The sequence below is a fragment of the Allokutzneria albata genome, assembly GCF_900103775.1.
In the GTDB taxonomy this organism is placed as follows: Bacteria; Actinomycetota; Actinomycetes; order Mycobacteriales; family Pseudonocardiaceae; genus Allokutzneria; species Allokutzneria albata.
The window spans coordinates 7,537,301-7,562,155 of sequence record NZ_LT629701.1 but is presented as its reverse complement, the minus strand read 5'-3'; the positions used below and the strand labels follow the sequence as shown (position 1 = coordinate 7,562,155).

Here is a 24,855-nt window from a genome sequence, read left to right as displayed (position 1 = left end):
CTCCCTCGCCCCCGGGCGCGTCGACGGTTCCGACGCGGCCGCGCAGGGGCTCCTCTCTCGTCCAGTCGCCGCCGCGTGGGCGGCGGAAATCCTGCCTACGTCGCCCGGTTCCCGAATCGGTGGACACGGGCGCACAGGCAACAGGTCATCGCGCGACGACGCGTGGGCCCGACCCCTACTCCCCGACTGCGGGTATGCCGCTCGTGGCCCGAGTCGGCTCCCGGTCATTGGCGAACGGGTCCGTGAGAGCTCCACTGTCGTCGAGCCGCCCCTGAGCCATCCGGATCGCCTTCGCGGGTACCGGCGGTTGCAGGTCGGCGACGACGCGAAGCGCACTCAACACGTCATCCGGCCGGACAACAGGCTGTGTCTGCCGTACGACCGTGCTGAGTATCCCACACCGCCGGGTGCCTTCGGCTCCATCGCCCACCCGAGTGGTAGTCACTTCAACTTCCCTGACCACCTCGGCGGAGACGATCGCAGCTCGCGCGTCGATGTCCTTGCGCCCGTCCTTGGTCAGCTTCTGCACGGTCACCTCGGGCGCGGCGAGCAGCAGCTCGACGGCCCTGCCCAGCTCATCGGGGTCGACACCGGGCAGTTCGATCCGCCACAGGCAGCCGTCGATGCGGTCGGCCAGCGAGCCGCCCTCCGCTTCGACGGCCTCGATGACGTCCAGCCCCGGCGGCAGCGCCGCGTCCAGCTCCCTGGCCAGAGCCGCCGCGTCGATCCTGTCCACCACCGAGACCTCGACGTACTCCGCCTCGCTCGCCGTCCCGGTCGGCGCCGCTCCGATCCAGGACACCTTCGGGCGCGGGTTGAAGCCCTGCGAGTACGCCATCGGCACGCCGGCGCGCCGCAGGGCGCGCTCGAAGGTGCGTGCGACGTCACGGTGTGACGTGAAACGCAGGCGCCCTCGTTTGGCGTATCTGATGCGCAGCTTCTGCACGGGAGCCGCGGACGGGTTGGGTTGGTGCTGGGCGCTCAGGGCTGTTCTCCTCGGCGGAGGGTCGTCTAACCAGGCACGTCATTGTGCCCCGTTGCCCCTCGGGGACGCATTCAGGCCATCGTCCGCTTGTCTGCTCGGTGCCTGGATGGCTACCTTCCGGACTCGTCGAAGGAACTCGTGCTCCCCACGGATGGAGGTCTGGGTGCCGCTGACCGGCGGTAACGGTGCGCGCCGCGCCGCGGTGACCTCGGTGCTGCTCGTGGCGGGGCTGCTGGCCGCCCCCGGACCGGCGGGCGCGGCGCCCGAGCAGCCGTGCGGGATCGGCAAGACCCTGCGCTACATCGTGGTCTTCGACCAGGGCACCCGCGCCGAGGAGGCCCAGCGCCGGATCGACGCGGCCTGCGGCGAGACCGTGACCTACTACCCGCAGATCGGCGTCGCCGTCGCCGGGTCGCGGGACCGCTCGTTCACCGACCGGCTCACCGAGGGCCGCGCCTTCAGCACCCAGCAGGAGCTGGGCGGGCAGGGCTCGGCGAGCAGGAAGAAGAACCGCACCAGGCTCACCGCCGCGATCAAGGCCAGCCCCTCGGTCGCCACCACCGACCGCTCCGGCGAGCAGTGGGACATGGCCATGATCAAGGCCGACGAGGCGCACAGGTACTCGGTCGGCAGCCGGTCCGTCGTGGTCGGCGTGCTGGACTCGGGCATCGACGCGGGGCACCCGGACCTCGCCGCCGCGGTGGACCCCTCGGTCTCGGCGGGCTGCGTCACCGGCGCCCCGGACACCCGGCGCGAGGCGTGGCAGCCCTCGGCCTTCGAGCACGGCACCCACGTCGCGGGCACCATCGCCGCGGCCAACGACGGCAAGGGCACCACGGGTGTCGCGCCCGGCGTGCGGCTGGCCTCGGTCAAGGTGGTCGACGACGACGGTTACGTCTCCCCGGAGTCGGCCGTGTGCGGCTTCATGTGGGCGGCGACCAAGGGCATGCGCCTGGTCAACAGCAGCTTCACCACCGGACCGTGGACGTTGACCTGCAAGGACCGGGCCAGCGACCAGTGGGTGGTGCACGAGGCCATGCGCCGCGCGGTCACCTACGCCACCAACCGCGGCGTGCTGACGGTCGCCGCGATCGGCAACGAGGGCACCAACCTGGCCAGCACGAGGTGCGACGCGCTGCCGGGCGAACTGCGCGGGGTGATCGGCGTGTCGTCGATCGGCGCGGACGGCACGAAGGCCAGCTACAGCTCCTACGGCCTGGGCATCGCCGATCTCACGGCACCGGGCGGTGACCACCGGCAGAAGCCGCAGTCGTCGAACCAGGGGTGCGTGTTGTCCACGGTGCCCGCGGGCTACGGCTACTACTGCGGCACCTCGATGGCGACGCCGCACGTGGTGGGTGTCGCGGCGCTGCTGGCGTCGCGCTTCCCGTCCGCCGGGCCCACTGCGCTGACGAAGATGCTGAGCAACCAGGCGGAAACGCTGCCCTGCCCGACCGACTACGACCTCAACGACGACGGTGCCCAGGACGCGGCGTGCTCCGGCTACGCGGACTACAACGGCTTCTACGGACACGGTCTGGTCAACGCCCTGAACGCGGTGCGCTGAATGACGATCGTCCCCGTCCTGATCGAGGACTGGCAGTACGAGTGCTGCGGTGACCCGTTCAAGATCGGGGACCGGGTGACCTGGCAGCTGTGCTACTTCAACGAGCTCGGCGAGCTGCTGAGCCCGGCCGAGCGAGCGCGGCTTTCCCTTGGTGTGGAAGCGATCCCGGACAGCGAGGACGCGCACCTGAGCTCCGGGGAGCTGCACGCGTTCTGGCGGCACCCGTCCACGGGGGACGGACTGGTGGAGATCACCGGGGTGCTGTACGAGGAGCACCACGACGTCCACCCCGTGCCGAAGACCACCGGAACCGTGAAGCGCATCCGGCGCCTGGCGATGCGGCACCGCTGCGAGGACGGCAACGTCTGGTACCGCGAACCGGGCACCGAGACGTTCACGGAGCTGTGGGAGAGCGACCTCGAGCCCGATGCCCCAGCCGAGGCCGAACAGGCGCGCTGGGGCATCGGGATGCTCGTCGACCTCGAGGTCAGCCTCCGCTGAACGCGGGGTTGCTGACCGGGGAGCCCTTGCCGACCGGGGAGATCGGCAACAGCTTGCGGCCGGTCGGGCCGACCTGGATGTCGGTGTTCATCGCCGGGCACACGCCGCAGTCGAAGCACGGGGTCCAGCGGCAGTCGTCCTGCTCGTGCTCGTCGAGTGCGTCCTGCCAGTCCGACCAGAGCCATTCCTTGTCCAGGCCCGAGTCGAGGTGGTCCCAGGGCAGCACCTCGTTCTCGTCGCGCTCCCTGGTGGTGAACCAGGCCAGGTCCACGCCCAGCGGCTCCAGCTCCGCCGCGGCGGCGGAGATCCAGCGCTCGTAGGAGAAGTGCTCGCTCCAGCCGTCGAAGCGCCCGCCCTCGCGCCACACCCGCTCGACGACCCGGCCGATCCGGCGGTCACCCCGGGAGAGCAGTCCTTCGATCAGGCTGGGCTTGCCGTCGTGGTAGCGCATGCCGATGTTGCGGCCGAGCTTGCGGTCGGAGTTGACCGCCTCGCGCAGTTTCCGCAGCCGCGAGTCCACGGTGTCCGGATCGCACTGCGCCGCCCACTGGAACGGGGTGTGCGGCTTCGGCACGAACCCGCCGATGGAGATCGTGCAGCGGATGTCCTTGCGGCCGGAGGCCTCCCGGCCCGCGCGGATGACGTTCTTGGCCATCTCGGCGATCTGCAGGACGTCCTCGTCGGTCTCGGTCGGCAAGCCGCACATGAAGTACAGCTTCACCTGGCGCCAGCCGTTGGAGAAGGCGGCGCTGACCGTGCGGATCAGGTCCTCCTCGGAGACCATCTTGTTGATCACCCGGCGCAGCCGCTCACTGCCGCCCTCCGGCGCGAAGGTCAGCCCGGACCGGCGGCCGTTGCGGGAGAGCTCGTTGGCCAGGTCGATGTTGAAGGCGTCGACCCGGGTGCTCGGCAGGCTCAGCCCGGTGTTGGTGCCCTCGTAGCGGTCGGCCAGGCCCTTGGTCACCTCGGCGATCTCGGAGTGGTCGGCGCTGGACAGCGAGAGCAGGCCGACCTCCTCGAAACCGGTCGCGGCCAGGCCCCGCTCGACCATCGCGCCGATGCCCTCGATGGAGCGCTCGCGCACCGGCCTGGTGATCATGCCCGCCTGGCAGAACCGGCACCCGCGGGTGCAGCCGCGGAAGATCTCCACGCTCATCCGCTCGTGCACGCTCTCCGCGAGCGGGACCAGCGGCTGCTTCGGGTACGGCCACTCGTCGAGGTCCATGGTGGTGCGCTTGAAGACCCGGTACGGCACGCGGTCGGCGTTCGGCACGACGCGCTGGATGCGCCCGTCCGGCAGGTACTCCACGTCGTAGAACTGCGGCACGTACACGCCGCCGGTCTCGGCGAGGCGGAGCAGGATCTCGCGGCGCCCGCCGGGGCTGCCCTCGTTCTTCCACCGCCGGACGATGTCGGTGATCTCCAGGACGGCTTCCTCGCCGTCGCCGAGCACCGCGCAGTCGATGAAGTCGGCGATCGGCTCCGGGTTGAACGCCGCGTGCCCGCCGGAGACGACGATCGGGTGCTCGTCCGTGCGGTCCGCCGCGTGCAGCGGGATCTTCGCCAGGTCCAGCGCGGTGAGCAGGTTGGTGTAGCCCAACTCGGTGGCGAAGCTGACCCCGAACAGGTCGAAGTCGCCTACCGGGCGGTGCGCGTCCACGGTGAACTGCGGGACGTCGTGCTCGCGCATCAGCGCTTCCATGTCCGGCCACACCGCGTAGGTGCGCTCGGCGAGCACGTCCTCCTGCTCGTTCAGGATCTCGTAGAGGATCATGACGCCCTGGTTGGGCAGGCCGACCTCGTACGCGTCGGGGTACATCAGGCACCACCGCACGCACGTGGCTTCCCAGTCCTTGGTGGTGGCGTTCAGCTCGCCACCGACGTACTGGACCGGCTTCGACACCTGCGGCAGCAACGGCTCCAACTGGGCGAACACAGACTGCACACTCACCCGCCCAGGGTAACGCCCCACCGGCCCCCGCACTCCGCGCGTCGCCCGCCTCAGGTGAGGAGGAGTTTTCCGAGGCGGCGGGAGGCGTAGTAGAGACCGATCGCGGCCATGACGGCGAAGTAGGCGACGTGGGCCAGGACGGACCAGCCGACGGCGCCGGTGGTGAGGGCGCGCATCAGTTCCACCGCGTGGTAGAGCGGCAGGCACTGCACGACGACCTGGAGCGCCTCGGGGTAGACCGAGAGCGGGTAGAAGGTGGTGCAGAACAGGAACATCGGCAGGATCACCAGCTGCACGAGGTCGAAGTCCTGCCACGAGCGCATGAAGGTGGTCGCGGCCATGCCGACGGCGGCGAAGCCGAGGGCGACGAGGAGTGCGGCGGGGAGCGCGAGCAGACCCCACGGCGAGGCGATCAGGCCCATGCCGAGCATCACGGCGAGGAAGCCGGCGGCGTAGATGCCACCGCGCAGCAGCGCCCACGCGATCTCGCCGATCGCCACGTCCACCGGGCCGAGCGGGGTGGCCAGCATGGCGTCGTAGAGCTTGGCGTACTTGAACTTGAAGAAGATGTTGAAGGTGGCGTCGTAGACCGCGCCGTTCATCGCCGACGAGGCGAGCAGCGCCGGGGCCACGAAGGACGCGTAGCTGATCACCTGACCGCCGGGGCCGGTCACCTCGCCGACCAGGCTGCCGAATCCGACGCCCAGCGCGAGCAGGTAGAACAGCGGCTCGAAGAAGCCGGAGAAGATCGCCAGCCATGCACGGCGGTTCACCAGGAGCGAGCGCTCGACCAGCACGCTCGCCCGACCCGCGTACATCGAGCTGGGCAGCACGCGCAGCAGCAGACCGGAGCGCTGCGGGGCCATCACATCTGCGGACATGTTCCTCCCCCTCAGACCATCAACCGGGCGCGGAAGCTCCTGCGGGCCAGCGCGAGGCCGACGCCGAGCCAGAGCAGCAGGTAGGCGAGGTGTCCCAGGGCGGGCAGCACCTCCAGGGTGCCGAAGGCGGCTCCCCTGGACAGCTCCGTGCCGTGCCACAGCGGCGTGATCCACGCCAGCGGCTGGACGAACACGGGCAGCTGCGACACCGGGAAGAACGTGCCCGCGAACAGCGTCATCGGCATGACCACGAAGCGGAACAGCAGGTTGAACTCCTGCCCCTCCTTCTCGATGGTGGCGGCGAAAGCCACGATCGGCGCCGCGAAGGCCAGGCCCGCGAGCACCGCCACGAGCAGCGAGATCACCACGCTCGGCCCCCGCACCCCACCGAAGAACGCCGCGACCACCATGAAGGCGACACCGGAGAACAGCAGCCGGGCCGCCAGCCAGACGAAGCGACCCGCAACGATCTGACCAGCGGTGATTGGCGTGGAAACAATTCCCCAGAACGTTTTCTGCCACTTGAAGCCGGACAGGATCGGGTAGGTCGAGTCCATCGCCGCGTTCTGCACCGCCGACGAGACCAACAGGGCCGGGGCGAGGAAGGCGATGTAGGTCGAGCCACCTGGGATGGCGCCCGCGCGGATCTGCGTCCCCAGGCCGAGGCCGAGCGAGAGCAGGAACAGCACCGGCGTCACCAGGCTGGAGAACACCGTGGCGCGCCAGTTGCGGCGGTACCACATCCACAGGCCTTCGACCACGAGCAGCGAGGCCCTGACCGAGCCGACGGTGCGCCCGGTGGACCCGGCGACCTCGTGTTGCGTCGTCACAGTCATCCCGGCTCCCTCAGTCCACCAGCGTGCGACCGGTGAGCCGGAGGAACACGTCCTCCAGGCTGGACCTGCGGACCAGGCTGGCCACCGGCGTCACCCCGCGCTGGTGCGCGGCGGCCAGCGCCGCCTCGCCGTCGGCGGTGTAGAGCAGCAGCCGGTCGGGCAGCTCCTCGATCCGGTCGGCGAGCCCCTGCACCCCGGGCAGCGCCGCGTGCTGCTGCCCGGGGGAGAAGCGCAGCTCCAGCACCTCGCGGGTGGAGTACTTCGCGATCAGCTCGGCGGGCGAGCCCTCCGCGGCGATCTTGCCGCCGTCCATCACCACGAGCCGGTCGCAGAGCTGCTCGGCCTCGTCCATGTAGTGGGTGGTGACGATCAGCGTGACGCCCTGCTGCTTGAGCCGGAACAGCCGGTCCCAGAGCAGGTGCCGGGCCTGCGGGTCGAGCCCGGTCGTCGGCTCGTCGAGCAGCAGCAGCTCCGGGTCGTTGACCAGGGACCTGGCGATGGTGAGCCGCCGCTTCATCCCGCCGGAGAGCGGTTCGACCTGGTGGTCGGCGCGGTCGGTGAGCTGCGCGAACTCCAGCAGCTCCTCGGCCTTCTCGCGCACGTGCCGCTTGGACAGGCCGAAGTAGCGGCCGTAGACGAACAGGTTCTCCCGCACGGTCAGCTCGCTGTCGAGGTTGTCCTGCTGCGGCACCACGCCCAGGCGTGCGCGCACGCGCGGACCGTGCACGTCGGGGTCGTCGCCGAGCACCCGCAGTTCCCCGCCCGAACGCGGCGACACGCACGCGATCATGCGCATGGTCGAGGACTTGCCCGCCCCGTTGGGTCCGAGGAAGCCGAACGCCTCCCCCGGCCGCACCTCGACATCGATCCCGTCGACGGCGGTGAAGTCGCCGAAGCGCTTCACCAGGCCGCGGGCCCGCACCAGCGAATCAACCCCAGTCACGTCTCGGAGGCTAGCCGGGGGGTCCGACAACGCCGAACGGTGTGCTGGATCGGTACGGACTGGTCAGGGAGCTTGTCAGATTGTACGGTCATCTGAAAAGAGTCCTTACCAGCGCCTGACCTGCACTTTTCTTTCTTGTCGGCCTCGCGAAAGGCTTTGACAAATGTCGCGAAGAAGTGGACTTCTCGCTGCCCTGTTCGTCCCGGTCACGCCGTGGCTTGGCGGCGGACCACACCCCGTCGTGGCGTACAACGTCGGTTCGCACGGTCTGAGCGCGAAGTGCGCACCGTCGTACTGGCTGCGGCAAGGCATCGAGTACGAGGTCGCGCTCGCGAAGGGCTGGGCGGTCGTGGTCACCGACCACGCGGTTCTGGACGGAATCCGTGCGGCACAAGGACTTGTCGACAAGGACGGCCCTATCGGCATCTGGGGCTACTCCGAAGACGGGCTCGCCTCGTCGTGGGCCACCGAACTGCAGCAGTCCTACGCGCCTGCTCTGAAGCTCAGAGGCGTTGCGGCGGGCGGGGTTCCGCCCACCATCGGCAACGTCAGCCACAAGATCGACGGCGGAGCGCTCTTCGGGTTCTTCATCGCCGGGCGCAGGGCCTTCCAGCAGGTGAAGGATATGTGCCAGGTGCGGTGGACGCCGACGTTCGCCTTCCACCGCATCTCGGAGAACACCACCGTGAAGGACCCGAGCCAGCTCCCGCAGTTCCAGGAAGTGCTGGCGGACAACGAACTCGGGAAGCGGAAGCCCACAGGGCCGATGTCGCTCGCGGTCGCCGGCGCTCCCGGTGCCGTGTCCTGCCTCGCCGACCGGTTCGCGGGCAAGCCCGCCCCGAGCACCTGCTGAGGAGCTGTGATGGTCGACGGCGAGCACACGGCACTCCGCTTCAAGCGGGACGGGCAGTGGCGCGAGATGTCCTACTCGGAACTCGAAGACGAAGTCGCCCAGGTTGCCGGAGGACTTGTCGCACAAGGAATCCGTCCGGGAGACCGAGTGGCGGTCCTCGGCCAGACCAGTCCTGAGTGGACGATCTGCGACCTCGCCATCGACCGGATCGGCGCGGTGTGCGTCCCGATCTACCCGACGAGTTCGCGGCAGGAGCGCGAATGGGTGCTCAGCGACTCCGGCGCGCGCATGCTGATCACGCCGCCGGACGACCTTCCCCGCGGGGAGCCGGTCGCCCCGGTTCCCCGCGGGGAGGACGAACCGAGCACGATCATCTACACGTCAGGAACGACCGACCCCGCCAAGGGATGCCTGCTGACGTCCGGAAACCTCCGTGCGGCAAGGGAATCACTGGACAGCCTGATCAGCACGGGCGTGGGCGACGTGGTCTACCTCTACCTGCCGCTGGCGCACCTGTTCGCGCGGATGACGCAGATGATGACGTTGACGCGAGGCGCGACGCTGGCGTACTTCGGCGGCGACATCCGCGAGATCGTCACTGAGCTGACCGAGGTGAAGCCGACGCATCTTCCTTCTGTGCCAAGGCTTTTCGAGAAGGTCTACGCGAAGGTCACGGCGTTCACCGAGGGAATGGACCGCGAACGCGTGCACTCCCTGGTACGCGCCGCGTTCGGCGGGCGCCTACGCGAGGCGCTGACCGGGGCGGCGCCGATCGCCCCGGAGATCCTGGAGTTCTTCGCGGCGTGCGGCGTCCCGGTCTACGAGGCGTACGGCATGACCGAGTCCACCGCGGTGATCAGCGCGAACGCGCCGGGGGCGGTGCGGTTCGGCAGTGTGGGGCGCCCGTTGCCAGGCGTCGAGGTGCACATCGCCGAAGACGGAGAGGTGCTGGCCAAGGGCCGCAACGTGTTCCAGGGCTACCACCGCGACGACACGGCGAGCCGCGAGGCGCTGCACGACGGCTGGCTGCACACCGGAGACCTCGGCGCGCTCGACGACGACGGCTACCTGTACATCACCGGCCGCAAGAAGGACCTGATCATCACGTCGGGCGGGAAGAACATCTCGCCCGCCAACCTGGAGAACGACCTGCGACGCAGCCGCTGGATCTCGCACGCGGTGATGCACGGCGACCGCATGCCCTACGCGGTCGCGCTGATCACCCTGGACGCGGAGGAGATCCTGCCGTGGGCCAAGGAGAACGGGCTGCCGGAGGACATCGTCGAACTGGCGCGCCACCCCCGGGTGCTCGGCATGGTCGGCGAGGTGGTCACCGAGGCCAACTCCGCGTACTCGCCCCCGGAGCGGATTCGCCGGTTCGCCGTGCTGGGCCACGACTTCAGCCAGGAGTCCGGTGAGCTGACGCCGACCATGAAGCTGCGCAGGAAGGTCGTCCACGATCGGTACTCGGCCCTGTTCACCGCGCTGTACGGCGGTAATCTGCGATCATGACGGAGGCACAGCAACGGCACTACGGCGGGCGGTCGGCCGAGGACCGCCGCGCCGAGCGGCGCGAACGACTGATGGCCGCCGGGCTGGAGCTGTTCGGCACCGAGGGCTACCCGGCGATCTCGATCGAGCGGCTGTGCTCCGCCGCGTCGGTGTCCACCAGGAACTTCTACGAGGAGTTCCCCAGCAGGGAAGCCCTGCTCATCGCGCTGCACGACCGCGTGCTGGACAACGCGCTGAACGCGGTGGTGGCCGCCGCCGAAGCGGCCGGGCGGGACGCGACCACGCTCACCAGGGTCACCGCCCTGATCAACGCCTACGTGACCACGACGGCCAGCGATCCCCGCTGGGCGCGGCTGTCCTACGTGGAGATCATCGGGGTGAGCCCGGCGGTGGAGCAGCACCGGATGGCCTGGCGGCGCCGCTGGTGGGCGCTGATCGAGGCCGAGGCGAAGCGGGCGGTGGACCGCGGCGAGGCCAAAGCGAGGGACTTCCACCTGACCGCCGTGGCGTTCATCGGCGCGGTCAACGAGCTGGTGCACTACTGGTCGGTCTGCGGGGCCCAGCGGCCGCTGTCCGAGGTCACCGACGAACTGCTGCACCTGGCGATCACGAGCCTGACCGCCGACCGGGGCTGAGGCGCCCCGGCCGACGGGGACGGGTCAGAGCCCGGCGAACCAGAGGTCGATCTCGCGCTTGGCGGACTCGGCCGAGTCGGAGCCGTGGACCAGGTTGTACTGCGTCTCCAGGCCGAAGTCGCCGCGCAGGGTGCCCGGGGTGGCCTTCTCGACCGGGTCGGTGCCGCCGGCCAGCTGGCGGAAGGCGGCGACGGCGCGCGGGCCCTCGACGACGGCCGCGACGACCGGGCCGGAGGTGATGAACTCCAGCAGGTCGCCGAAGAACGGGCGCTCGGCGTGCTCGGCGTAGTGCTGCTCGGCCAGCTCGCGGGTGACCTTGCGCAGCTCCAGGGCGACCAGCTTCAGGCCCTTGCGCTCGATGCGGGAGATGACCTCGCCGACCAGGCCGCGGGCCACACCGTCGGGCTTGACCAGGACAAGGGTGCGCTCGCTCACGGCGTTCCTACTCTTTCGTGCAAGTGGACAATTCGGTGTGCGCAGGGTAACCGGTCAGCTCCGCCACCTGATCGGCAGCCGTTTCAGGCCGTTCTGGAAGTTCGACCGCAGCCGCACCGGCTCGCCCGCGGGCCGCACCTCGCCGAGCAGGTCCAGCACGGCGCCGAAGATCGCCCGCATCTGCACCCTGGCCAGGTACGCGCCGAGGCAGAAGTGCGGACCGTGGCCGAAGACCAGGTGGTCGTTGGGGCGTCGGCGGAGGTCGAAGCGGTCCGGCTCGGCGAAGACTGCGGGATCGCGGTTGGCCGAGGAGAACCACACCACGACCTTGTCCCCGCGCTTGACGCCCAGGTCCGGGACGTCTTCGGTCGCGGTGCGCCGGAAGTGCATGACCGGGGTCCACCAGCGCAGCATCTCCTCCACCGCGTCCGGCAGCAGCGACCGGTCGGCGAGCAGCGCGCGGTACTGCTCGGGATGGCTCATCAGCGCGACGAGCCCGCCGGGGATGCCGTTGCGGAGGGTTTCGTTGCCCGCGACGGAGAACAGCCAGAACAGGTTCTCGAACTCCTCGATCCCCACGTCCTGGCGCATCAGGTTGCTCATCACGTCGGGCCCGGGGTTGGCGCGCTTGTACTCGCCCAGCGCATGCGCGTACGCGTAGAGGTCCGGCATTCCCGCACGGGTGCGCGGATCAGGCATGTGCCCGTTCTGCGGCTTCGGCGCGAGCTCCAGGGCGGCACGTGCCATGTCCGAGACGCGCGCGGGGTCGGCCGTCGCGCTGACCGCGTACTCGGGGTCCTGGTAGCCGATGACGCGGTTGCTCCAGTCGAACATCAGGCCGCGGTCCTGCTCGGGCACACCGAAGACCTCCGCGAGCGTCAGCAACGGGAGGTCGGCGGCGACCTTGGCGAAGTCGCACTCGCCGTCCTCGGCCACCGCGCCCACGAGCTCGTAGGCCCACGCCTGGATGCGGTCGGCGATCGCCGCGACCGCGCGCGGGGTGAACGCCTTGGTCAGCATCCCGCGCATCCGGGTGTGCTCGGGCGGGTCGAGGTTCAGCAGCATCCGCCGCACGTAGCGCAGGTCCTCCGGGGTCGCCGGATCGCGGATCTGCGTCGCGCCGAGTTGCGAGGAGAACACCTTGGGGTCACGAAGAACCCGCCGCACCTCGGCGTGCCCGAGGACGGCCACGAAGCCTTCTTCGACCCGAAGCACGGGCCCGTTCTCGCGGAGTTCCCGCAGCCTGTCGTAGGGGACTCCGCGCACGTACGTCTCCGGATCAAGCACGCGCTGCACGGATCCCATTGGAGCAGAAAGGCAACGATCCGTGCAGCACCCGCGACAGAGAGCGACGAAGGGTGGATGATCATGACGTGACGTTGCGCGTGCGTAGAGGCGGAGAAGGCGGCCCGACCCTGTTGCTGCTGCACGGGATGGGCGCGACCAGCGAGGCGTGGAACGGGGTGATCGCCCGCCTGGAGCGGCACTGGGAGGGCTCGTGGGCGGTGCCGGACCTGCCGGGGCACGGTGACTCCGACCCGCTGGAGCACTACTCGTTCGGCGCCATGGCCGCCGCGGTCGCGCCGTGCGTCCGGGGTGCCAAGGGCCTCGTGGTGCTCGGCCACTCCCTCGGCGGCGTCATCGGGCTCGCGCTGGCCAGCGGCTGGTTCGGCGTGCGTGTGGACGCGGTGTGCGGCCTCGGCATCAAGGCCAGCTGGTCCGACCAGGAACTGGCGGGCGCCGCGGCGGCTGCGGCGAAACCGGCCCGCAGCTTCGACAACCGCGCCCAGGCCGCGGAGCGCTACCTCAAGGTCTCCGGCCTGCACGGCCTGGCCGACTCGGACTCGCCGGAGGTGGAGGGCGGCCTGGTGCTCGCCGACGGCGGCTGGCGGCTGGCGATGGACCAGCGCGCCTTCGGCATCGGCGCGCCGGACATGCCGGGCCTGCTCGCTGCGGCGCGGGCGCGGGTGACCCTGGCCGCGGGCGAACACGACCCGATGAGCCCGGCGGCCGACCTCCGCGCACTGGTCCCCGACCCGGTCATCCTGCCGGGACTGGGCCACAACGCCCAGTTCGAGGACCCCGACGCCGTCCTGGCCCTCATCCGCGCGCTCTGACCGCCTCCAGGGCGGGGCGCTTCGGGGTGACACCGTCGCCGGAGGAGACGCCCTTGGCGTGGCGGACGATCCACGGCACGAAATGGTTGCGCAGCCATGCCACCTCGGCCGCGACCACGTTCTGCCACTTCGGCGTCGGCAGCGCGGGCAGCGGGTCCCGCCACGAGCTGTCGGCGCCGGGCAGGCCGAGCCCCTCCGCCAGCGCGCCCGCGATGCGTTCGTGGCCGAGGGAGTTCGCGTGCAGGCGGTCATCGCTCCACAGCCGGGCGTCGGCGCAGATCGGCTCGCGGTCGATCTCCACCAGCTTGGCTCCGGTGCGGCGGCAGAGCACGCGCAGCGCGTCGTTGTAGGTCAGCAGCCGCTTGCGGACGATCTTGGTGACCGGGGCGATCGGGGTCAGGTCGGGCATGGTGAAGGTCAGCACCGTCGCGCCCGCGGAGATCAGCGCGGTGTGCATGACCTGGAGGTTGGTCATGGTCTCGTGCAGCGAGTACTGCGGCCGCAGCAGGTCGTTGAGCCCCGCGACCAGCGTCACCAGGTCCGGTTCCATCGCCAGCGCCGGTTCGAGCTGTTCGGCGCGCACCTGCTCGCTGGTCCGGCCCCTGATCGCCAGGTTGGCGTAGAGCAGGTCGGGGTTCACCTCGGTCAGCTTCTCGGCGAGCCGGTTGGCCCAGCCGCGGTAGCCGCCCCTGCCGTCGGGATCGTCGAGGCCCTCGACGGTGCTGTCTCCGATGGCGACGTAGCGCTGAACCACGAACACACCCTCCAACCAGCTCAGTTCATCAAGACGACCCTAGTATGACTCCGGTGAAACGCACGGCTCTCGGACGGTTCCCCTGCTCGGTCGCCCGCACGATGGACCTGCTCGGCGACTGGTGGACACCGCTGGTGCTGCGCGAGGTGTTCTACGACGTGCACCGCTTCGACGAGATCCAGCGCTCGCTGGGCATCGCCCGCAACACGTTGGCCGACCGGCTCGCCCGGCTGACGGCGGAGGGCCTGCTGGACCGCGTGCCGTACCAGGACAAGCCGGTGCGCTACGAGTACGTGCTGACCGAGAAGGGCCGGGATTTCTTCCCCGTGCTCGCGGCGATGGTGCGCTGGGGCGACAAGTGGCTGACCGCCGGGGAAGGCGCGCCGGTCGACCTCGTGCACTCGTGCGGCCAGTCCGCGCACGCGAGGACGGTGTGCTCGGAGTGCGGCGAGCCGTTCACCGCCGCCACGGTGCGCTCGCGGATGGGGCCGGGCTTCCCGGCCGAGCTGGCCGGGAAGCCCGAGGTTCAGGCCCGCTTCACCTGACGAAGACCGCGACCGTGCGAGCCGGGATCTGCCCGACTCCGCGCTCCGTCGTGGCTTCCTTGACCGTGCGGTCGGTTCCGCCGGACTGGATCTCGTGCAGCTTCCACGGCAGGCCCGGCGGCAGCAGGACGGACTGCGCGGTCGGCCTCGGGTTGATCACCACGAGCACGCCCTCGCGGTTCGGGTCCACGTCGGCGCCGATCAGGTCGTCGAGGTGGGCGAGCACGACGCCGGCCTCCGCCTGCGGCCCGGGATCGGGGAAGGACAGCTTCTGCTGCACGAGCGCCTGGTCCTTCAAGGTGAACAGCGGTGAGGACTTCCGGATGCGCAGCAGGTCCACGGTGCGGTCCAACGCGGCCTGCATGTCCGAAGTGGACGGTCGAAGCGCCGCATCGGCCAGCAACGGCTTGGAGTACGGCCACTTGTCCTGGTTGTCCCGCGCGGGTGGAAGCCCCTTGGCGAAGCCCGAGTCACGCAGCGACGGGTCATAGCGGTTGAACCAGTCACCGGAGTCGTAACTGTTGCGGTCCAGGGACTTCGACCGCAGGAACTCCGAGCCCGCGAGCATGAACGGCTGCCCCTGGCCGAGCAACACCGGCGCGAGCGCGACGACCTGCATGCGGACCCGATCGGCCATGGACGTCGCCTGCGGCAGCTTGAACGCGAGCGTGTCGTACAGCGCCTCGTTGTCGTGCGCGTCGGAGTACGTCACCGCCTCGACCGGCGAAGCCGTGTATCCCGCCGCACTGCCGTTGTAGGAGACATCGCGTCCGGTGACGTCATGCCCGGCGGTGGAGCGGAAGCGGAAGTTCGCGCCGTTGCCCGCCATGCCGAGCTTCACCAGGTCCGTGTAGTTCGTCAGCCTCGCGGCCTGCTGCTCCGCCGATCCGTTGGCGGGCGAGCCGTTCGGCGCCCCTGCCAGCCCGGAGCCGAGGCCCTGCACACGCGGGTCACCGTCGAAGGGACCACCACCGCGCACCGCGTCCCGGAGCCGGTCGGAGAACGTGCCGACACCGGTTCCGGCCATGGTGAACTGGCTGGCCTGCTCGAAGCGCGCGTTGCCCGCGACCTCGCCGAAGTCCCACCCTTCGCCGTAGATGTGCACGCGCTTGCCGTCGACGCCGTCCTTGGCCACGGTGAGCGCGCTCAGCGCCGACCGCACGGCGAGGATGTTCGCCTTGGGGTGGTGGGCCATCAGGTCGAACCGAAAACCGTCTACTTTGTACAGACGAGCCCACCGCACGACCGAGTCGACGACGAGCTTGCCCATCATGGCGTTCTCCGAAGCGGTGTTCGCGCAGCACGTCGAGTTCGCCACCGAACCGTCGTCCAGCAAACGCTGGTAGTAGCCGGGAACGACGCGGTCGAGCACGGAGTGCGCCGCGTTGCCCGAAGCCGCGGTGTGGTTGTAGACGACATCGACCACAACGCGGTTTCCGTTGTCGTGCAAAGCTTTCACCATCTCGCGGTACTGCTTCGACCGCGCCCAGCCGGACTGCGCTTCGGGCGTCGCGTAGGAGCCCTCCGGCACGTCGTAGTGCAGCGGGTCGTAGCCCCAGTTGAAGCCGTCCTTCGCCGCGACAGCGCCGACGCACGCCTGCTGCCGGTCGGAGTCCGCGGGCAGCGAGGGCAGATCGCACGCGGGCTTCGCCTGGTCCGCGCGACGCTCCGGGATCGTGGCGATGTCGAAGGTCGGCTGGAAGTGCACCGCGTCCATGCCTGCTTGCGCGAGCCGCCGCAAGTGCTTCATCCCCGTGGAATCGCGGTGCGTGAAAGCCTTGTAGGTACCCCGATCGTTCTCCGGCACCGAGGCGTCGGAGATCGAGAAGTCGCGCACGTGCAGCTCGGTGATCGCATGCTCGGTCGGATCGTCGCCAAGCCCCTTGGCGACGTCAGCCTGCCAACCGCTCGGCATCGTGCGCGCGTCAGCGAGATCCGCGACCTGGGAATGGGTGGAATCCACGCTCAACGCCAAGGAGTACGGGTCGGTGACAACGGCCGTCTCCACCCGCTGCGTCGCGGGCTGCCAGGCGACGACCTCGAACTGGTAGTACTTGTCGCGCCACGCGCCTGATCCCGACCACGAGCCCGAAGCCGCATCCCGTGCCAGGTCGAGCACTTGCGGTTGACCACTCGGGCTGTCGAACAGGCGCAGCTTCACCGATCGAGCGGTGGGTGCCCAGACTCGCAGAGTTGCTTGTGCACCGGAGAAAGTCGGCCCATAAACGCGCTGAGATGCCTGAGCCGCATACAGATCGTCAAGCACGCCCGCGATCTGAACTCCTGTGGCGTCCTTCAGAGCGCCGCCTTCGCTGTGCGCCGCAACGACCTGGCCACGCAGGGCTGCGGCCGCGGTGGCCGAGCTGGCGAGCTTGTAGACGGGTTTCCCGCGCAGGTGCGGGAACTTGGCCGCGATCCCGGAAGGCAGGCCGTTCGGCTCCGGCCGCAGCGCGATCGGTGTTCCGCCTTCGAGCCTGCCGTTGACGACCTTGATCGAGCCTTGCGGATCGTGCCGCAGCTCGTGTTCTCCGGTGGTCGTCGGGCCGTTCCACACCACGTGGTCGCGGCCGACCCAGATCGCCTTCGCCTTCGTCAGATCTGTTTCCGCGGGAGCCGCTGCCGCGGGGACCGCGAAGAACGCGGTGGCCAGCGCCGCGGACAGCAGGACGGACAGGGGGCGTCGCCGAGTCATGCGACCTCCTCGTCGCAAACTTTTGCAGCCAAAAGGCAGGGAAACCGGAGCGTTCCACGCCCGCCGAGCCGGATCAAGGCTTGGCTGGCTGCAAAAGCTTGCTTACCCGATCGGCCTCACCTGACCGATGTGCACTGCCCGAGCGCGGGGCCGGTTCCGGTGACCGGGGCGTCCAGGTTGCTGGGCGGGGATGCGTTGCCAGTGCACTGGATGACGCCGTTCACGTGCACTCCGGCCAGCACCGGCGCTCCGTTGTCGGCCAAACGCACCAGCCCGTTGATCCGACCGCCCACGACGGTGACGTCACCGGTCGTGCCGACGATCCCGACCGAGCCGGTGATGACGCTGTCCACGAGGTGCACGCTCGCCGCGCGGGACGTCGAGACGGGCCCGGTGATCGAAGAACCCGTGGAGACCAGCGAAGCGCCAGGCGCCACAGTGATCGGCCCGGCCACATCGGCGCGGTCCAGGCAGGTGACGCCGGAAGCGATGTTCAGCGACCCGACGCGGCGGCCGGTGATGGTCGAGGTGCACGCCGGTGGTTCGCGCAGCAGCGTCACTCCGAAGCTCTCCGCGTTGCCGATGTTGCCCGCCGGGTCGATCGCGCGGTACTCGATGGTGTGCTTGCCGTATCCCGGTGGCACATCGTCCCAAGGGGACAGTCGCGGCTTGCCGAGCTTGCCGTAGACGAGGTCGTCGATCACGGTTCCGTTGGGGGTGAACAGGAACGGCTTCGAGGCGTCGGTCGGCCAGCCGAAGTAGTTGAACCATCCGTCGCCGTTGGTGCGGAACTCCGGCACGACGAAGCCCTTGGTGCTGTCGGTTGCGGTGAGCCGCATGGTGAACGGGCCGTTGAACACGTACTCGACCGGCTTGCCGGGCTTGTTGATGGTGAGCAACGGTTTCGACAGCTCGGGCAACACGCTCGGCCCTGTGGCGTCGACGGTCCAAGTGCGGGTGCGCTCCCCCACCGTCGCGGTGAGCGTGTGCTGCCCTTTGGCCACTCGCAGAGCGCCGAGGTCGAGGTCACGGCCGTCGACGGACGTGCTGACCGGCTTGCCGTCGAGCTTCCACGTCACCTCTGGCTGCTGCGCCACCGGGCGCGTGGTCTGGACGTAGACGACGTCCGTGCCGCCCACAGGACGGTCAGTCGGTGTGGAGGCGAGGAAATCGGCTGCGACGGGCTCACGCGGAGTGGTGATCGACGTGTCCACGGTCCAGGTCCGGCTCTTGGTCAGCGCCGCGCGGATCGCGGGATCGCGGACGAACTCCGTCGGGTCGGTCACGGTCGCGGTGAGCGTGTACTTGCCCGGCGCGAGCTTCAGCGCGGCAAGATCGACGGCGCGGCTCCCGTTGGTGGACAAGGGTTTCTCATCGAGCTTCCACGTGACGTCGAGGCGGTGGCTCACCGGGTGCTGCGGTTCCACCCACACCACGCGGTCAGCTCCGACCGGTTTCGCGTCGGGCGTGCCGTCCTGGATGAGCGTGGTCTTCGCGGACAGCTTCTCGGTCATCCGCTCGCGACTCGGCTGGTCGAAGTAGTAGCCGAGCGTCTTCATCATCGAGTGCGCGCTCGGCCGCCACACCCCTTTGCCGGAGTACAGACCGGCCTCGTAGCGGCCGATCACCCCGCCCGACTCGCTCGGTTCCCCCAGCCAGCGCCACCACTTCTTCTGCTGGTCCTTCATCTGCTGTTCGGTCAGCAGCGTGTGGTGCACCGAGGCCGGCTCGCTGCCGGCGTACGTCCCACCGCGCACTCCGCGTTGGTAGTAGTCGTATTCGTCGTCGAGCTTGCCCAGCGAATGGCCGAGCTCGTGCGGTGTGATGAGAGCCGACAGCGCGTTCCCGCCGGAGGCCGTCGCGTACGTCCCTCCCGCGCCGCCATAGGTGTTGCTGTTCGCGATCGCCAGCAGTTGCCGATTGGCGCCCGACGTTCCCGTGACCAGGTCCGCGTACCGGTTCACCGCCGCACTGTCCACTGTGAGCAGTCGCTGCACGCTCGTCGGACTGCACCCGCCCCAGAAAGCCATCCGCAGCGGGGTTTTCTTCTGCGGCGAGGTGAGGTTCGGATCGCAGCTGACGCCGGACTCCGGCGATGCGATCTCCACCGTGTAGACGTTGACGTAGCTGCGGTAGGACTTGAACGGCTCAAGCGTCCACATGACGTTGAGGTGCTTGTCCACGTGCTCGCGGAACTTCGGCAACTCCGCGGCGGTGTAGCCGTCCGGCACGATCACCAGGTTGAAGCGCTTCGCCGGGTCGCCGGTGACCTGCACCGGCACCACGGTCCCCGGCGGGTCGGCCGCCTGGGCCCGGGCGGGAACACCGCTCAACGCAATGGTCAACGCCCCGGCAAGGACCGCGATTCGGCTCCACACGAAGGCGAGCCTAGGCACGAGGTGCGGCGACGCCTAGCCCCCTCATGGCCGCAGGGTCGTACTCCACAGCGCGCGTCCGTTCGCACCACGCAGGTGCACGGTCAGCTCGCGGGACCGTCCGTCGATCTCGACCTCGCCGAAGTGCTGGAACCCCTGCATCGGCGAAGTGTTCGCCACGGGCGGCGCGTTGACGAACACCGCCTTCGGGCCGAAGGTCGGGTCCAGCGCGTTGGGCCCGAACGCCCCGGCGTGCAAGGGCCCGGAAACGAACTCCCAGAATGGGTCGAAGTCGGTGAAGGCGGCGCGTTCCGGCGAGTAGTGGTGCGCCGCGGTGTAGTGCACGTCCGCGGTCAACCAGACGGTGTTGGTCACCTTGCGCCGCTTGAGTTCCCGCAACACCCACGCCAGCTCGGCCTCCCGTCCCGCGGGCACTCCGGGACGGCCGTTGGCGACGCCTTCGATCAGGCGTCCGTCCGGCACGACCACCCCGATCGGCATGTCCGAGGCGATGATCTTCCAGGTCGCCCGCGACGCGGCGAGCGAGTCCACCAGCCACCGCGCCTGGCGCTCCCCGAGAATCCGCTCGAACTCCGCCGTCCCGGCCGAGTTCGCGTCCCGGTAGCTCCGCATGTCCAGCACGAACACGTCGAGGTTCCGCCCGTGGCCGAGCTTGCGGTAGACCCTGCCGTCCACCGCGTCGGCACGACGCACCGGCATCCACTCGTGGAACGCCTGAAACGCCCGCGCGGCAAGCACATCCACGCGCTTCTCGGTGTAGCGGTCGTCATCGAGGATCTCCCCCGGGTACCAGTTGTTCACGACCTCGTGGTCGTCCCACTGCGCGACCAGCGGCACCTTCGCCGCGAAGTTCCGGACGTTCTCGTCGAGCAGGTTGTACGCGAACTGGCCGCGGTAGTCGTCCAGCGTCTCGGCGACCTTGGACTTCGCCGTCGTCACCACGTTGCGCCAGACGCGGCCGTCCGGCAGCACCACCGACTCCGACAGCGGCCCGTCCGCGTAGACCGTGTCCCCGCTGTGCAGGAAGAAGTCCGGCTCGCGCGCGGCCATCGCGGCGAAGATCTTCATCCCGCCCAGCTCCGGGTTGATCCCCCAGCCCTGGCCGACGACGTCACCGGACCACACGAAGCGCACGTCCTCCCGCCGCCGCGGCGCCGTGCGGAACTCACCGACCACCGGAGCGCTCGTGGCCCTGCCGTCCAGGTCCTGCGCGGTGACCCGCACGTGGAACCGCTGTCCTGCGGGCAATCCGTCCAGCTTCAGCTCACCGGTGCCGTCCGTCTCGGGCGTCAGCACCGGCCCGGGAACCCGGCGGACGATCCGGCGGAACTCCGGGTCCAGCGCGACCTCGACCGACATCCGGGACGGCCGGTCCGCGCGCGTCCACACCACCGCGCCGTCCGGAGCGAGTTCGCCGAACTGGATGCCGTGCGTCAGCTCCGGGCGGCTCGCGGGGATGAACGCGGCCGCGGCACCCAGGAGGAGCGAACGTCGGTTGAGCCTCATGACGGAGTTCTAACAGTCGAATCTGAACTCCGGCAGAACGGGAGGGGTCCCGCGGATTCCGTGGTATCAAGCCGAAATGAGGACCCGTGCCAGTGTCACCCTGCTCGCCCTGGCCTTGGTGGCTACGGGCTGCTCCATCGCCAACCCCACCTCCAGCGAGGTGTCGTTGCAGTACGGCAACGGCCCCTTCGACTCCCGCAACTTCGTCGAGTGCGAGAACGACCTCGACTTCAGCGACGTCAACGACGACCACTACTACTACCCCGCCGGGCAGCGCGACTTCACCTTCGGCGAGGGCGACGGCATCGACTCGGCCCCGCTGACCTCCACCACGCAGGACTCGCAGGAGATCAAGGTGACCGGCACGGTGAAGTTCACCCTGAACACCGACTGCACCGAGTTCACCGACCCGTCCGGCAAGAAGTGGCCCGGCGGCAAGCTCCAGATGTTCCACGAGCTGATCGCCTACAAGTACGACGCGGCGCCCAGTGACGGCGGCGAGCAGATGAAGCCCGGCTGGACCTCCCTGCTGCGCAACTACGTCGGCGCCGCACTGGACCGTGCGACCGACAACGAGGCGCTGAAGTACCCGTGGCAGAAGCTCTACACCGACGCCGCGGCCAAGGCGCAGTGGGAGAAGGACGTGCTCGCCCAGCTGCCCGCCGTGCTCAAGACGCTCACCCTCGGCGTCGACCTGATCACCATCAACTCGGTGCTGCTGCAGAAGCCGGGCATCCAGCCGCAGCTGGTGCAGGGCCTCACCGACAAGCAGGCCGCGGAACTGCGCAGCCAGGCGGCCGATGTGGACAAGCAGGCCGCGGCGAACTTCCCCGGCGGGATCGCCGGCTACCAGTCCTACCAGCAGCAGCAGGCGGTCAACGAGGCGATCAAGTCCGGCAAGGTCCAGGTCCTCCCGGTCCCGCAGGGCTCGCCCATCATCGTCCAGCCGAAGTGACAAACGCCCAGCCAGGAGCAATGAGAGCGCTTCCATGAAATCCTTGACAGGGCCGTGACGCGACGGTCAGGATCGGCGCCGCCGCCTCCTGACCGTGTCCCGCTCAAGAACGGATCGTCATGGCCAGATCACGTCTGCTCTCAGTGGGGCTCGCCGCCCTGCTCGGGCTGAGCGCGGTCTCCGGGGTCGCCTCGGCCGCCCCGGAGACCGACACCGCGCGGCAGCCCGTCGTCGGCAAGCCCGACCTCGGCTGGAACGGCTGCGCCCGGATCGACCAGAAACTGCCGACCTACTCGGACTGGCCCAGGGTCCGCAGCAACATCGTGGACAACGCCGCGGTCGAGCGCCGGGTGGCGGCCCTGCTCAAGGACATGACCCTGGCCGAGAAGGTCGGCCAGATGACCCAGCCGGAGATCGCCGCGATCACACCGGAGGAGGTCAGGCAGTACTCCATCGGCACCGTCCTCAACGGCGGCGGTTCCTGGCCCGGCAAGGACAAGCACGCCACGCCCAAGCAGTGGCTGGACCTGGCCGACGCGTACTGGCAGGCGTCGGTGAGCAGCCGCACGAAGATCCCGGTCATCTGGGGCATCGACGCGGTGCACGGCAACAACAACGTCTACGGCACAACGGTTTTCCCACACAACATCGGTCTCGGCGCCGCGCAGGACCCGTGCCTGGTCCGCGACATCGGCGCGGCCACCGCGGAGCAGGTCCGCGCGACCGGGCAGGACTGGGCCTTCGCGCCGACCCTGGCCGTGGTGAAGGACGACCGCTGGGGACGCACCTACGAGGGCTTCTCCGAGGACCCGAGGATCACCCGTGCCTACGGCTACGAGGCCGTGCGGGGTCTGCAGGGCAACAACCCCAGGGGCATCGGTCCCGACGGCGTGATCGCCACCGCCAAGCACTTCATCGGCGACGGCGGCACCCTGGGCGGCAAGGACCAGGGCGTGAACCCCTCGTCGGCCGCCGACATGATCAACACGCACGGCCAGGGCTACTACGGCGCGCTTGCCGCGGGCGCCCAGACCGTGATGGCCTCCTTCAACAGCTGGACCAACGCCGAGCTGGGCATCAAGGAAGGCAAGATCCACGGCAGCAAGCTGCTGCTCAACGACGTCCTGAAGAACAAGATCGGCTTCGACGGCGTCGTGGTCTCCGACTGGAACGGCCACGGCCAGGTCGAGGGCTGCACCAACGCCAGCTGCGCCCGGGCGGTGAACGCGGGCATCGACGTCTTCATGGTCCCGCACGACTGGAAGGCGTTCATCACCAACACCATCGCCCAGGTCGAGAGCGGGCAGATCCCGATCTCGCGCATCGACGACGCGGTGACCCGCATCCTCAGGGTCAAGGCGCGCGCCGGAGTGCTGGACGCGCCCAAGCCCTCCGCCCGCGCGCACGCGGGCAAGCCCGACGCCAAGGACGCGCGCAAGATCGCCCGCGAGGCCGTGCGCAAGTCCCAGGTGCTGCTGAAGAACAACAACCGCGTCCTGCCGCTGTCCCCGCGCGCCAAGGTGCTCGTGGTCGGCAAGAGCGCCGACAGCATGCAGAACCAGACCGGCGGCTGGACGCTCACCTGGCAGGGCACCGGCAACACCAACGCGGACTTCCCCCACGGCACCACCATCCTCGGCGGTCTCAAGGAAGCGCTCGGCCAGGCGAACGTGACCTTCAGCGAGAACGGCGACGTCGACCCCAAGGGCTTCGACGCGGTGATCGCCGTGATCGGCGAGACCCCGTACGCGGAGGGCAACGGCGACATCGGCAAGCGCACGCTGGAGGCCGCCAAGCTCTACCCGAACGACCTCGCCGTGCTGGACAAGGTCAGCGGCAAGGGCACCCCGGTCGTCACCGTCTACGTCTCCGGCCGCCCGATGTACGTCAACTCCGAGCTCAACCGCTCCGACGCCTTCGTCGCCGCGTGGCTGCCCGGCACCGAGGGCGGCGGCGTCGCCGACCTGCTGGTGCGTGGGTGGAACACCGGCATCGGCTACACCGGCAAGCTGCCGTACTCGTGGCCGAAGGAGGCCTGCCAGACCCCGCTGAACCCGGAGACCGCGGGCTACGACCCGCTGTTCCGCCTCGGCTACGGCCTGCACAACTGGGAGACCGGCAAGGTCGGCAAGCTCCCCGAGCCCTCGCCCGCGAACTGCGGTGGTGGCGGAGGCGGCACGGCGGACGAGGACCTCGAGGTCTTCGTGCGCCAGGACATCGCACCGTACAAGAGCTTCATCGGCTCCCCGGAGAACTGGGGCGGCACCGAGATCGGCCCGGACGGCGAGGCCGCGCACGCCTCGATCACCACCGTCCCGACCGACGTCAACGTGCAGGGCGACGGCCTCAAGGTCACCTGGAACGGCACCGCGCCCGGCCAGGTCTTCCTGCAGAACCCGGCGGGCGGCACCGACCTGCGCGGCTACCTCAACGCCGACGCGGCGCTGACCTTCGACGTGATCGTGGGCCAGAAGCCCGCGGGCCGCACGGTGATCAGCTCGCACTGCGTGTACCCGTGCCAGGGCGAGGTCACCGCGACGAAGCTGTTCACCGACCTCCCGGTGGGCACCAAGTCGACGGTGAAGATCCCGATCGCCTGCTTCGCCGAGAAAGGCCTGGACGCGGAGAGCGTCAACACCCCGTTCCTCGTCTACACCGACGCCGCTTTCCAGGCCTCCTTCGCCAACATCCGCTGGGTCCCCAAGGCCGGAGCGGATCCCGACGCGAAGAAGTGCTCCGACCTGACCTAGCGCACGTTTGCCAACCGCGAAGGGCCCTGTCCGCGCGCTGC

General features: G+C 69.5%; 20 protein-coding genes. 9 read left to right on the top strand and 11 right to left on the bottom strand.

Annotated elements, in window-relative coordinates:
• Nucleotides 1-175 precede the first annotated feature (175 nt).
• A complete protein-coding gene (locus tag BLT28_RS34520) occupies nt 176-946 on the bottom strand; it encodes a TIGR03936 family radical SAM-associated protein (protein WP_030426460.1) in 771 nt (256 codons plus the stop codon).
• Nucleotides 947-1,136: 190 nt separating this feature from the next.
• On the opposite strand from BLT28_RS34520, the gene BLT28_RS34515 reads away from it, so the two are divergent.
• Nucleotides 1,137-2,552, top strand: coding sequence for a S8 family serine peptidase (locus tag BLT28_RS34515; RefSeq protein ID WP_231950523.1), 1,416 nt, complete (start codon nt 1,137-1,139; stop codon nt 2,550-2,552).
• The gene (locus tag BLT28_RS34510) at nt 2,553-3,053 is read left to right on the top strand and encodes a DUF6578 domain-containing protein (RefSeq protein ID WP_030426462.1); all 501 of its coding nucleotides are present in this window, start codon (nt 2,553-2,555) and stop codon (nt 3,051-3,053) included.
• Here the strand turns inward: BLT28_RS34510 and BLT28_RS34505 are convergent.
• Genes BLT28_RS34505 through BLT28_RS34490 form a run of 4 tightly spaced genes read right to left on the bottom strand, consistent with a single transcriptional unit; the run spans nt 3,040 to nt 7,664 of the window.
• Entirely contained in the window at nt 3,040-5,004 is a 1,965-nt protein-coding gene (locus BLT28_RS34505) for a TIGR03960 family B12-binding radical SAM protein (protein WP_030426463.1), read from the bottom strand. The genes BLT28_RS34510 and BLT28_RS34505 overlap by 14 nt on opposite strands.
• 50 nt (nt 5,005-5,054) lie before the next feature.
• The gene (locus tag BLT28_RS34500; RefSeq protein WP_030426464.1) at nt 5,055-5,885 is read right to left on the bottom strand and encodes an ABC transporter permease; all 831 of its coding nucleotides are present in this window, start codon (nt 5,883-5,885) and stop codon (nt 5,055-5,057) included.
• Between the two features lie 11 nt (nt 5,886-5,896).
• Nucleotides 5,897-6,721, bottom strand: a complete 825-nt coding sequence (locus tag BLT28_RS34495; RefSeq protein ID WP_030426465.1) for an ABC transporter permease — start codon at nt 6,719-6,721, stop codon at nt 5,897-5,899.
• A gap of 10 nt (nt 6,722-6,731) precedes the next feature.
• The gene (locus BLT28_RS34490; RefSeq protein ID WP_030426466.1) at nt 6,732-7,664 is read right to left on the bottom strand and encodes an ABC transporter ATP-binding protein; all 933 of its coding nucleotides are present in this window, start codon (nt 7,662-7,664) and stop codon (nt 6,732-6,734) included.
• 163 nt (nt 7,665-7,827) lie between these two features.
• On the opposite strand from BLT28_RS34490, the gene BLT28_RS34485 reads away from it, so the two are divergent.
• Genes BLT28_RS34485 through BLT28_RS34475 form a run of 3 tightly spaced genes read left to right on the top strand, consistent with a single transcriptional unit; the run spans nt 7,828 to nt 10,664 of the window.
• Nucleotides 7,828-8,517: a lipase family protein gene (locus BLT28_RS34485; protein WP_081899915.1), complete on the top strand. Its 690-nt coding sequence runs from the start codon at nt 7,828-7,830 to the stop codon at nt 8,515-8,517.
• A gap of 9 nt (nt 8,518-8,526) precedes the next feature.
• Nucleotides 8,527-10,029, top strand: coding sequence for an AMP-dependent synthetase/ligase (locus tag BLT28_RS34480; RefSeq protein ID WP_052406696.1), 1,503 nt, complete (start codon nt 8,527-8,529; stop codon nt 10,027-10,029).
• Nucleotides 10,026-10,664 (top strand): TetR/AcrR family transcriptional regulator, encoded by a 639-nt coding sequence (locus BLT28_RS34475; protein ID WP_030426469.1) that lies wholly within the window; start codon nt 10,026-10,028, stop codon nt 10,662-10,664. Before BLT28_RS34480 ends, BLT28_RS34475 begins: the two co-directional genes overlap by 4 nt.
• 24 nt (nt 10,665-10,688) lie before the next feature.
• Here the strand turns inward: BLT28_RS34475 and ndk are convergent, their stop codons facing one another.
• Both ndk and BLT28_RS34465 read right to left on the bottom strand, forming a co-directional pair.
• Entirely contained in the window at nt 10,689-11,099 is a 411-nt protein-coding gene (gene ndk, locus BLT28_RS34470; RefSeq protein ID WP_030426470.1) for a nucleoside-diphosphate kinase, read from the bottom strand.
• 54 nt (nt 11,100-11,153) lie between these two features.
• A complete protein-coding gene (locus tag BLT28_RS34465; protein ID WP_407638780.1) occupies nt 11,154-12,395 on the bottom strand; it encodes a cytochrome P450 in 1,242 nt (413 codons plus the stop codon).
• An 83-nt stretch (nt 12,396-12,478) separates the two neighbouring features.
• Here BLT28_RS34465 and BLT28_RS34460 point away from each other — a divergent pair, with 83 nt between their 5' ends.
• Entirely contained in the window at nt 12,479-13,216 is a 738-nt protein-coding gene (locus tag BLT28_RS34460) for an alpha/beta fold hydrolase (RefSeq protein WP_030426472.1), read from the top strand.
• On the opposite strand, the gene BLT28_RS34455 is transcribed toward BLT28_RS34460, so the two are convergent.
• Nucleotides 13,200-13,970, bottom strand: coding sequence for an SGNH/GDSL hydrolase family protein (locus BLT28_RS34455; RefSeq protein ID WP_030426473.1), 771 nt, complete (start codon nt 13,968-13,970; stop codon nt 13,200-13,202). The genes BLT28_RS34460 and BLT28_RS34455 overlap by 17 nt on opposite strands.
• A gap of 53 nt (nt 13,971-14,023) precedes the next feature.
• Here BLT28_RS34455 and BLT28_RS34450 point away from each other — a divergent pair, with 53 nt between their 5' ends.
• The gene (locus BLT28_RS34450; RefSeq protein WP_030426474.1) at nt 14,024-14,515 is read left to right on the top strand and encodes a winged helix-turn-helix transcriptional regulator; all 492 of its coding nucleotides are present in this window, start codon (nt 14,024-14,026) and stop codon (nt 14,513-14,515) included.
• Here the strand turns inward: BLT28_RS34450 and pulA are convergent.
• The 3 genes from pulA to BLT28_RS34435 form a co-directional block, all read right to left on the bottom strand.
• Nucleotides 14,508-17,207, bottom strand: a complete 2,700-nt coding sequence (gene pulA, locus BLT28_RS34445; RefSeq protein WP_052406697.1) for a pullulanase-type alpha-1,6-glucosidase — start codon at nt 17,205-17,207, stop codon at nt 14,508-14,510. The genes BLT28_RS34450 and pulA overlap by 8 nt on opposite strands.
• 116 nt (nt 17,208-17,323) lie before the next feature.
• On the bottom strand, nt 17,324-19,585 hold the full coding sequence (locus BLT28_RS34440) for a M64 family metallopeptidase (RefSeq protein WP_231950522.1): 2,262 nt from the start codon (nt 19,583-19,585) through the stop codon (nt 17,324-17,326).
• A 42-nt stretch (nt 19,586-19,627) separates the two neighbouring features.
• On the bottom strand, nt 19,628-21,109 hold the full coding sequence (locus tag BLT28_RS34435; protein WP_030426477.1) for an alkaline phosphatase D family protein: 1,482 nt from the start codon (nt 21,107-21,109) through the stop codon (nt 19,628-19,630).
• A gap of 76 nt (nt 21,110-21,185) precedes the next feature.
• Between BLT28_RS34435 and BLT28_RS34430 the strand changes: the two genes are divergently transcribed.
• Nucleotides 21,186-22,064 (top strand): SPFH domain-containing protein, encoded by an 879-nt coding sequence (locus BLT28_RS34430; RefSeq protein ID WP_030426478.1) that lies wholly within the window; start codon nt 21,186-21,188, stop codon nt 22,062-22,064.
• 119 nt (nt 22,065-22,183) lie between these two features.
• Complete coding sequence (locus tag BLT28_RS34425) at nt 22,184-24,814, top strand: glycoside hydrolase family 3 protein (RefSeq protein ID WP_052406698.1); 2,631 nt, start codon at nt 22,184-22,186, stop codon at nt 24,812-24,814.
• Nucleotides 24,815-24,855 lie beyond the last annotated feature (41 nt).

What these genes read in the sequence shown, in the direction of transcription:
- BLT28_RS34485 (WP_081899915.1), top strand. Translation starts at nt 7,828, where the DNA reads ATGTCGCGAAGAAGTGGACTTCTCGCTGCCCTGTTCGTCCCGGTCACG.
- BLT28_RS34515 (WP_231950523.1), top strand. Translation starts at nt 1,137, where the DNA reads ATGGAGGTCTGGGTGCCGCTGACCGGCGGTAACGGTGCGCGCCGCGCC.
- pulA (WP_052406697.1), bottom strand. Translation starts at nt 17,207, where the DNA reads ATGACTCGGCGACGCCCCCTGTCCGTCCTGCTGTCCGCGGCGCTGGCC.
- BLT28_RS34430 (WP_030426478.1), top strand. Translation starts at nt 21,186, where the DNA reads ATGAGGACCCGTGCCAGTGTCACCCTGCTCGCCCTGGCCTTGGTGGCT.
- BLT28_RS34480 (WP_052406696.1), top strand. Translation starts at nt 8,527, where the DNA reads ATGGTCGACGGCGAGCACACGGCACTCCGCTTCAAGCGGGACGGGCAG.
- BLT28_RS34435 (WP_030426477.1), bottom strand. Translation starts at nt 21,109, where the DNA reads ATGAGGCTCAACCGACGTTCGCTCCTCCTGGGTGCCGCGGCCGCGTTC.
- BLT28_RS34425 (WP_052406698.1), top strand. Translation starts at nt 22,184, where the DNA reads ATGGCCAGATCACGTCTGCTCTCAGTGGGGCTCGCCGCCCTGCTCGGG.
- BLT28_RS34500 (WP_030426464.1), bottom strand. Translation starts at nt 5,885, where the DNA reads ATGTCCGCAGATGTGATGGCCCCGCAGCGCTCCGGTCTGCTGCTGCGC.
- BLT28_RS34495 (WP_030426465.1), bottom strand. Translation starts at nt 6,721, where the DNA reads ATGACTGTGACGACGCAACACGAGGTCGCCGGGTCCACCGGGCGCACC.
- BLT28_RS34510 (WP_030426462.1), top strand. Translation starts at nt 2,553, where the DNA reads ATGACGATCGTCCCCGTCCTGATCGAGGACTGGCAGTACGAGTGCTGC.
- BLT28_RS34475 (WP_030426469.1), top strand. Translation starts at nt 10,026, where the DNA reads ATGACGGAGGCACAGCAACGGCACTACGGCGGGCGGTCGGCCGAGGAC.